Below are 303 nucleotides of genomic sequence, written 5' to 3'. Positions count from 1 at the left end.
GCTTGTTTCACAGAGAAGGCTCCTTTCGCTTACACATTCAGATGCTTTCGGATGGAGAACATGCTGCCCAGCGCACCCACCAGCGCACCACCGGCCAGACTGTACGTCAGGATGGTGGGCCAGACGGCATCCACAGGCACCATGGCGGTGCCCATGAGCAGCTGCCACAACCCGCCCAGCGTGCTGGAGGCCTGCACGATGTAGGCATAGCCGAAGATACCGGCTACCGAGGTGATGGCACCAGTGATCAGGCCCATGGTCAGGCCCTCCACAAAAAAGGGCAGGGTGACAAGGTGGTTGGTT

At 60.1% G+C, this 303-nt stretch carries 1 pseudogene; it reads right to left on the bottom strand.

The features are described 5' to 3' along the window. Nucleotides 1–29 precede the first annotated feature (29 nt). Nucleotides 30–303: pseudogene (locus P0G09_RS18515) on the bottom strand (ABC transporter permease); the annotation flags it as partial.

Origin of the sequence: Faecalibacterium sp. DFI.5.82 (assembly GCF_029076575.1) — a bacterium.
Classification (GTDB): domain Bacteria; phylum Bacillota; class Clostridia; order Oscillospirales; family Ruminococcaceae; genus Faecalibacterium; species Faecalibacterium duncaniae.
The sequence above is the reverse complement of the archived record's forward strand: the minus strand, read 5'-3'. Positions and strand labels throughout refer to the sequence as shown.